Annotated in this window: 8 protein-coding genes; 4 read left to right on the forward strand and 4 right to left on the reverse strand. The window is 69.7% G+C overall.

Annotated features, from left to right (window positions below; translation table 11 throughout):
• The first annotated feature begins 164 nt into the window (after positions 1–164).
• From AB0I88_RS40635 to AB0I88_RS40645, 3 genes are all read left to right on the forward strand, one after another.
• Positions 165–983 carry a tetratricopeptide repeat protein gene (locus AB0I88_RS40635; protein ID WP_361037539.1) on the forward strand — a complete coding sequence of 273 codons (819 nt, stop codon included), beginning with the start codon at positions 165–167 and terminating at the stop codon, positions 981–983.
• Between the two features lie 533 nt (positions 984–1,516).
• Positions 1,517–1,768, forward strand: coding sequence for a hypothetical protein (locus AB0I88_RS40640; protein ID WP_361037541.1), 252 nt, complete (start codon positions 1,517–1,519; stop codon positions 1,766–1,768).
• Between the two features lie 168 nt (positions 1,769–1,936).
• Positions 1,937–2,221, forward strand: coding sequence for a hypothetical protein (locus tag AB0I88_RS40645; RefSeq protein ID WP_361037543.1), 285 nt, complete (start codon positions 1,937–1,939; stop codon positions 2,219–2,221).
• On the opposite strand, the gene AB0I88_RS40650 is transcribed toward AB0I88_RS40645, so the two are convergent.
• The 4 genes from AB0I88_RS40650 to AB0I88_RS40665 form a co-directional block, all read right to left on the reverse strand.
• The gene (locus tag AB0I88_RS40650) at positions 2,218–2,781 is read right to left on the reverse strand and encodes an NUDIX hydrolase (protein WP_361037545.1); all 564 of its coding nucleotides are present in this window, start codon (positions 2,779–2,781) and stop codon (positions 2,218–2,220) included. The two genes, AB0I88_RS40645 and AB0I88_RS40650, sit on opposite strands and share 4 nt — an antisense overlap.
• An 80-nt stretch (positions 2,782–2,861) precedes the next feature.
• On the reverse strand, positions 2,862–3,425 hold the full coding sequence (locus AB0I88_RS40655; protein WP_361037547.1) for a hypothetical protein: 564 nt from the start codon (positions 3,423–3,425) through the stop codon (positions 2,862–2,864).
• The gene (locus AB0I88_RS40660) at positions 3,425–4,759 is read right to left on the reverse strand and encodes a hypothetical protein (RefSeq protein WP_361037549.1); all 1,335 of its coding nucleotides are present in this window, start codon (positions 4,757–4,759) and stop codon (positions 3,425–3,427) included. The genes AB0I88_RS40655 and AB0I88_RS40660 overlap by 1 nt, the downstream gene beginning before the upstream one ends.
• Positions 4,752–5,807 (reverse strand): SEC-C metal-binding domain-containing protein, encoded by a 1,056-nt coding sequence (locus AB0I88_RS40665; RefSeq protein WP_361037551.1) that lies wholly within the window; start codon positions 5,805–5,807, stop codon positions 4,752–4,754. Before AB0I88_RS40665 ends, AB0I88_RS40660 begins: the two co-directional genes overlap by 8 nt.
• A gap of 299 nt (positions 5,808–6,106) precedes the next feature.
• Here AB0I88_RS40665 and AB0I88_RS40670 point away from each other — a divergent pair, with 299 nt between their 5' ends.
• Complete coding sequence (locus tag AB0I88_RS40670) at positions 6,107–7,528, forward strand: choice-of-anchor M domain-containing protein (RefSeq protein ID WP_361037553.1); 1,422 nt, start codon at positions 6,107–6,109, stop codon at positions 7,526–7,528.
• Positions 7,529–7,637 lie beyond the last annotated feature (109 nt).

A 7,637-nucleotide genomic window follows, 5' to 3' on the forward strand; every position in this document is an offset into this window, starting at 1 on the left:
AAGCGTAGAGAACTCCGATGATCAATGGACCCGTGCCTGTTTGCTGCCCGCAGGTACCCACCTGTCCGGATCTTGGACCTATCGCCGGTCGGTCTAAGCTACGGGAGCGAGTAACCCGAGCCTGGGACGCATGGCAGCAGCCCTCCGCGTTTCGATACGACGCCGTGGGACAGGCCTTACCTGATCTGATCGGCGAAGCTCAAGCGGCCGCGAATCAATTCCGGGGCGACGAAAGGCGGGCGGCGCTGCGGGTGGCCAGCGCGACTTATCAGTTGGCCCGGACGTGGACCAAGAGAGTCGGCGAGTATGAACTCTCCCTGCTAGCAGCCGATCGAGCGGTGTCGTGCGCGCTGGATGCCGACGACCCGGACATGGCTGGCGCTGCCGCCTGGAATCTCGGAATGATTCTTTCGGCACAGGGCCAGACGGCAGAGGCACGCGAAGTGATCCGCCGCGCTATCGAGGAACTGCGCCGTTGTCTGGCGGACGCGACGCCGGCACGACTTGCCGTGCTCGGTGGGCTCCACCTTCTCGCCGCGACTGAAGCAGCACGGGAAGACGACGAGGACGCAGCGCATGACCTGCTCGAGCAGGCCACAGCAATCGCTGCTCGCGTCGGTGAGACCAACCACCACCGGATGGCTTTCGGACCAACGAACACCAAGCTCCATCGCATCTCGACCGCGGTCGAGATGGGCAGAACTTCCAACGCGCTGGAGCTGGCCGAGCGCACGGTGGTGGAGTCGGCCATTCCGGTTGAACGCCGACTGACGTTCCACCTCGACGCGGCCCGTTGTTATGCCGGCTGCGAGAACCAGGTCGCAGCGGTGCACATGCTCACCAAGGTGCATGGGGAATCACCTGAGGAACTGCGGTACAGCACGGCGGCACGGGAGCTGCTGCGGCAGCTGCACGCCACGGCCCGCCCGGCAATACGTGCAGATCTTGACCCGTTGCTCAGGGCGGCCGACGTTCCAGAGTAGGAAGTAGCGCACCATGGAAGGGACACCACGTGTGTCCCTTCGCGAAGTGGCTTCCTGTCATCAAGGCACTCTCTACGGTCTTCACTGATCGGCGTTGTCACCGTGACAAAAGCGGACCGTGTGAAACTTGCACCGCACCTTGCAAGCCACGCACAGGTTCCTGACTGTTACGGACGATTGCGAAGCGTCCAGGGGCTTTGCGGAGACCCCGCTTCCGAGAAGACGCGCCGTCCAACGTCGCTCGGGAGGTGGTGGAAATGACGGCTAGTACCTACTACGCGAGGTCCGCCGAGGAAGCGCTGCGTGCGGCTCAGGCTGTTCTCGATGAGCACGTGACCTCAAGCGGGTCGGGCCGCTGCGTGGCGTGCGATTCATGGGGACCGTGCTGGCGGCGGGAGAACGCGGTGGTGGTCTTCTCGCGAACGCTGCGGTTGCCGGTACGGCAGCCGGGGGCGAGTCGGCCGGAGTTGGCCGGTGCGGTGCGTGTCGCCGTGCCGGGGCTCTGGTCGGCAGCGGATTGATGGTGAAGCCGGATGCTGTCGCCGGGGAACGTGCTGTTCGTGGGCCGGGCGGCGAGTGTGCAGTTCGCGGAGGACCGTGCGCTCAACCTTCGGCTGATCCGGGTCGATCCGGTGTCGACCTACGACGGGTGGATCTGGCTGGAGGGGTATGTGCTGAGCCCGGCCGGCGAGGCGGTGGAGCGCCGCCGGATCTTCGTACAGGTAGCGGGCCTGCGATTGGTGGCTCGTGCCGGGTCGCCTGCACCGCCTCGGCTGCCGCGATGACGCGGTGGTCGCCTTACAGCTCGTTCGCGGACTCGGGTCAGCGAACCGCGGATACGGGCGTTCACGTCAGGGTCTGCGTGTACCGCTGCCACCCGGCGGCGAGTCCGCCTCGGGTGCCGCAGCAGCGGCGTCCGGTGGCGCCTCGACTCGGAGTCGGGGGATGCGGTCATGGTTGACACCGTGGAGCGTATGCATCGGGCAGCGCGGCCGAGTTGGGACTGCGAGGACTGCGCGAAGCCGTGGCCGTGTCCGGACCGTCAGGCGATGTTGCGCGCCGAGCGTCCGTTCGACCGGTTGGCGCTGCTGATGTTCTTGTCCGAGGTGATGGCTGACGCGATCGACGACTTCCATCGGCACGGCATGGGCACGGTGCCGGACTTGTATGACCGGTTTCTGGGCTGGGCGCACCGGGCCACCGCCGACCCCGGCGGGTCGGTCCTGGCGAGCGACTAGAGTCTGCCGGTCGCCTTCCGGAGCAGCAGGGCGAGTAGCCCGGAGACGGAGCCGGCGCCGACGATGGTGCCGTTGTCGATGTGCTGCTGGATCTCGTCGATCGGGATCCAGCCGAGGCGTTCGGCTTCGTTGATGTCCGGGGCCGCGCCGGTGAAGTCAGCACCGCGGGCGAGGTAGACGATGTTCTCCTGGTCGATGGTGCCGACCATCGGCTGGAAGCTGATCAGCTTCTCGATGCTGCGAGGCCGCCAGCCGGTCTCTTCCTCGACCTCGCGGGCGGCGCAGGTCTCGGAGTCCTCGGCCGGGTCGAGGTAACCGCCGGGCAGTTCCCAGACCCAGCGGTCCACGATGAAGCGGTGCCGCCACATCATCAGCACGCGTTCGTCGTCGTCGAGCACGATGACCATCGCGGCGGCCGGGATACGCAGAACGTACTGCTCGAAGCGGACGCCGTCGGGTAGCTCCACGTCCGCGATGCTCAGCACCGCCCGCCGGGTGTCGTCGACGACGCGTTCCCCATGGATGGTCCACTCACTGGCCCGTTTCGGCTCTGCGCTCATCGGCGCACCGTAGCCGTACGCCATCGGGGTGTGCTCTGCCACCTGCAGCGTCGGCTGACGCGGCAACGCGCCGGCCGCGGTCAGCGGCAGCGGCGGGAGACGGCGCCGGTGGTGCGATCGACGTCGATGATGTCCGGGAAGCGCAGCGCTGCCCAGAACCGCGCGGGGCTGGGTTGCAGGACGTATCTACTGGCCAGCCAGATCGTCGGGGCGAGCCCGTGCGTGCCGATGATCAGCATCCGGTCGCACGCTGCGGCGAGGGCGGCGTGCCGGGCCACGGCCGCATCGAACCGGGCGGTCACCTCCTCGTGCGCCTCCCAGCCGTCGGGACGGGCGCCCTGCACGTAGGCGCGGGCCTCGGCCCGGTAGTCGTGCTGGTCGCTCCACCGGTGCGGGCGGCGTACCTCGGAGAATCCGGCATCGGTGGGGATGTGCGGGCCGCCGCTGATCTCCTGCAGCGTTTCGATGGTTTTCGGTTCGTTGCTCGCGACGAAGTACGCCGGCTGAGCCAGCAGGGGCCGCCGTGCGCGGGCCGCGGTGCGGCCGTCGTGGCCGAGCCGCCACAGCTCGGCCGGGGTGTGCGGGTCGATCCGCGGCATGGCGTGGCGGATCAGGATCAGCCGGTCCGGGTTCGGCAAGACCATCAGCGGTACGGGTATGGCCGTGGCCATAGAGCCCGGGCTCGCAGGGCCGCGTGGGCGGCGAGCCGGCCGGTGTCGTTGAGCCGCAGTGGTTCGTCGAAGCGTCGCTCGTCGTCGTCGAGGTGCAGCAAGCTGATCCGGCGCCGGAGGTCACTGAGGAGGGTGCCGGTCTGGTCGGGTGTGATCCGCTCGCCGGTGCGCTGGTCGTGCCAGCCTTGATCGGCGAGCGCGCCCGCGACGGCGTCGTTGAGTTCCCGATAGTCGTAGTCTTCGCCGGACAGGAGCAGCAGCAGGGCGATCTCGCCGGCGGCGGCTCCGGCGTCGTCCGAGCCGAGCAGGTTGCTGGTGGTGGCCTGCCACAGTGCGGGCGTGCCGGCGGCGTGGGCGGTCTTGCCGGTGGTGCTCAGCAGCAGTCTGCGTCCGGAGCGGCGGACGGCGCCTATCTGTTTGGCGAGCTCGCGCAGGGTCCACAGTTCGACGATGTCGGATTCGGAGCGGGGGTTGGCGGTGAGCCAGTCGAAGCGGCGGCAACCATCGGCGACGATGGGGCGGGCGAGGGTGCCGGTCTGGGTGAGTGCCGCGCCGGCGGCGGCGTGGTCGAGCAGCCATTGCAGCGGCGCGAGATGGTGCGCGGCCGTGTCGGGGGCGGCGACCGGGTGGAGGAGCTGGTTGCTGATCGCCGTGGCGAGACGGGTACGTTCGGCGCCGCGGCCCTCGGCCCAGTCCTGCAGCCGTTCGGTGTGTACCCATTGCAGCCAGGTGCTGCCGGTGAGGTGGTCGCGTGGGCTGTCCAGGAACACACGGATGGTCTGCTCGGCGGCTTTGCGCCAGCCGGGCCGGCCGGGGCGGATCTCGCCGGTGTCGACGGCGTGCTCCAGCGCCAGCGAGGCCGACGCGTAGGCGCTCGCCTCGTCGAGGCCCATGACCGACCCCCACTCGATCAGGCCGGGTATGTCGGGTGGTTGCAGGCCGGTGGCCGCCAGCGCGGACCGGTACGCCTTGAACCCGGCCGTGCCGCCGTCGTGTTCGTAGGTGTCCAGGATGTCGGCGGTGGCGGTTGAGGCGCACATGTCGGCGTACCGGGTGCGGCCCAGCCGGTGGAACAGTTCGCCGAGGGCGGCGGCGATCTCGTGTTTCTCGTCGAGGTCGCACATCCACTTCGTCGGTAGCTGGTACCACAGGAAGTCGGCCAGACCGTACCCGGTGACAGCGTTGAGCCCTTCGCCCCAGGTCAGCGAACTGAAACCGGCTCGAGCCGCGGCGGCCGTGTCCGCATCGGCGCGGGCCAGGTCGGCCAGTGCCGCCTCCACGACGGGATCGCCGATGGGTTCAGCCATGGTCGCCGGTCCGGGGTGCGCCGCCGCATTTCTTGTATTTGCGGGCCGAGCCGCACCAGCATGGCTCGTTACGTCCGGGCGGCCAGCTGATCAGTTGCCCGGGTTGCGTTCGGGCGAGGTCGGCGGCGTAGCCGGCCCGGGCGTCGCGGGGGTCCTCGCCGCGTTCGGCGCACCAGGCCAGCAGGGCGCCGACCCGGATGGGGGCGATGCTGACGCGGGCCGCCCCCGTGTCGGCCGCTTCAGCGAGTTTGGCCTGCATGGCTCGGCAGTACTCGGCGTGCGATCGCCCACCGGCGGCCGCGCCGCCGGGTTCGGTCAGCTCCGGCCATCGGGCGAGCGCTTCGTCGTACTCCTCGGCGGGGAACCATGCCAACGCCACGAGCATCGGGCTGGCTGCGGCGCGATGGCCGGCGACGGGCGCCGGTGCTGTGGTGCGCAGGATCCGCTGCCGGGAGTCGCGTTCCCGTTCGGCGTGGAAGTCCGCCGCTCGGGCCTGCAGGTCGTCGGCTTCCAGGTTCAGCTCGGTCATGCTCGTCCGGCGCAGGTCGATGAGCTGGGGAATGAGCCGTTCGGGGTCGCCGCTGTCCAGGGCGATGCGCATTCCGTCGGTCAGCCAGGCCAGGGCGGTGGTGTGGTCGCCGACGGCGGCGTACTCGAGGCCTGCGTTGTTGAACAGCCACACGTCGCCGGGGGTGTCGGCCTTGACCTGGGTCCAGATGGGTTCGGCTTCGGCGACGCGGCCGGCCCGCATCAGGATCTCCGCGATCCGGCATCGGCTGTCCGGCTCCCCGCCCAGGCCGGCGTCGACGGCCTCGCGGATCGTCTGCAACGCCTCGTCGAACCGGCCGGTGTCGGCGTAGGCCTGCGCCAGTTCGTCGAGCAGTTCCGTGAGGTGGAACACTTCGGCGGCGTCCGGGTCGGCACGGGTGAGCGCGACCGCGTCCTGTAATGCGGCCAGGTAGGCGGCATGGTCACGCTGGCGCGCGGCCGTCGCCGACGCAAGCTGCTGCTCGACACGTTCGACCTCGGACACGGGGTTCACCGGCATAGGAACATCATGCCGTCGTGGATGCCGAAGCGGCTGCTCGACACCGCCGGCCGGGTGGAGAGGTTCAGCGCGGCGCACGCCCGCACGGCCGGTGATCGCCACCCGCCGGCCGTTCCTCATGGAGATGAAAATCGATATCGTGTTCATCGCCACCGGATCCACACGTGACGCGCGCTCGGATTTCCATCGAAACCTGCTACCGTCCGAGCGAAAACGAGATTCGTTTTCATTAAGCTGGAAGGAGACGATGCGTGAAGAGACCCTCCACAGGGGTCGCGTCCAGCATCGCCGGTCTCACCATGGCAACGGCCGTCCTGTTCGGCGCCGCTCCGGCGCTCGCCGCCGACCCGGTGGTGCTGTCCAAAGGGCACACCGACGCCGTCGATGTGCGCTATGACGGCGGCTCGCTGAGCCTGAAGGTCAAGGACGACACGGTGAGCCCCGCGGTGGTACGCGACCCGGCCGACGTCACGTTCCAGGTGCTGCCCGCCGCCGAGACCGTCGTGCCGGACCTGCCGGCGTTCGCGTTCCTCGGCGCGCCCGGCAGCAAGATCTGGATGCTGCCCCAGGTCCAGGACCCGGCGCTGCTCTGGCCCGGCTGGAACACCACCACCCTGGACTCCGGTGTCTTCGCCGGCGACAAGGTCGGCATCAGCCTGGTCGGGGTGGACGGCCCCGGTGACGTGACCCTGTTCGACACCAACTCCCTCGGCACCCCGAACATCAAGTTCCGCAGCAACGACGGCCTGCCCGACCGCCTCGACGTGCCGGTGCACACGCACGCCCACGCCGGATGGGTGTTCTCCGCGACCGGCACCTACACGCTGAGGTTCCAGGCCGACGCCACGCTTGCCGACGGGACGACACTGACCACCGGCCCCGTCGGCTACCGGTTCGTCGTCGGTGACCTGCAGGCCGGCGGCGGCGATCTGAGCCTCGGCATCTCCGGCATGAACGAGGGCGAGTACCAGCCCGGCGACACCGTCACGCTGCAGGCGGTCCAGTCCCCGCAGGGACCGCTCACGAAGTACCGATGGTTCAGCAGGAAGCCGACCGAGGACGAGTTCACGCCGATCGAGGGCGAGACCGGCGCGTCGTACGGCTTCACCGCGACACGCGCCCTCAACGGCACCCAGTACGTCGTCAAGCTGTACGACGGCGAGAACGTCGTGGCCACCAGCACCGAGGTCTGGCTGTGGGTGGCGTTCCCGCCGGAGGGCAGCAGCGCGGCCAAGTCGGTGACCGCCACCATCAACGCGTCCGACGGCGCGCTCGTGATCAGCGTCGATCCCGGGAACCGGGCCGTCTCCCTGCCCGCGGCCGTGCTGTCCGCAGCCGGCGACCGGTGGGAGAGCACGGGCGCGCTCAAGCCGGTCACGGTGACCGACACCCGCGCGGCCCAGCCCGGCTGGACCGCGTCGGGGCAGGTGGCCGACGGGTTCAGGACCGAGGACGGCAAGACCTTCGCCGGCGGCTACCTCGGCTGGACGCCCAGCATCACCGCACAGGGCGGCCGGCAGGGTGTGGTCGCCGGGCCGGTCGCGCACCCGTACGGCACCGTTCAGCCGCACACGGGCCTGGGCGGCAGCGCCGTGCTGGCGTCCGCGCCGAACGGCAAGGGCCTGGGCACCGCCGAGCTGGACGCGGCGCTGAAATTGAGCGTCCCGACCGACACGGCGGCCGGCACGTACACCGGCACCCTGACCCTGACCGCCATCTGAGACGTCGCGGGGCGGCGCGGCGACCTGGTAGGAGTGCCGGTACAGCGTGTCCGCGACCTTGTAGAAGCAGGATCCGCCGTACCGGCCGGCCAGGATCGCCGAGCCGCCC

The organism is Actinoplanes sp. NPDC049802 (assembly GCF_040656595.1).
Lineage (GTDB): Bacteria > Actinomycetota > Actinomycetes > Mycobacteriales > Micromonosporaceae > Actinoplanes.

Excerpts from the sequence above, each read along its gene's own strand:
- AB0I88_RS40640 (WP_361037541.1), top strand. The coding sequence starts at position 1,517 with ATGCTGTCGCCGGGGAACGTGCTGTTCGTGGGCCGGGCGGCGAGTGTG.
- AB0I88_RS40645 (WP_361037543.1), top strand. The coding sequence starts at position 1,937 with ATGGTTGACACCGTGGAGCGTATGCATCGGGCAGCGCGGCCGAGTTGG.
- AB0I88_RS40650 (WP_361037545.1), bottom strand. The coding sequence starts at position 2,781 with ATGAGCGCAGAGCCGAAACGGGCCAGTGAGTGGACCATCCATGGGGAA.
- AB0I88_RS40655 (WP_361037547.1), bottom strand. The coding sequence starts at position 3,425 with ATGGTCTTGCCGAACCCGGACCGGCTGATCCTGATCCGCCACGCCATG.
- AB0I88_RS40660 (WP_361037549.1), bottom strand. The coding sequence starts at position 4,759 with ATGGCTGAACCCATCGGCGATCCCGTCGTGGAGGCGGCACTGGCCGAC.
- AB0I88_RS40665 (WP_361037551.1), bottom strand. The coding sequence starts at position 5,807 with ATGCCGGTGAACCCCGTGTCCGAGGTCGAACGTGTCGAGCAGCAGCTT.
- AB0I88_RS40670 (WP_361037553.1), top strand. The coding sequence starts at position 6,107 with ATGGCAACGGCCGTCCTGTTCGGCGCCGCTCCGGCGCTCGCCGCCGAC.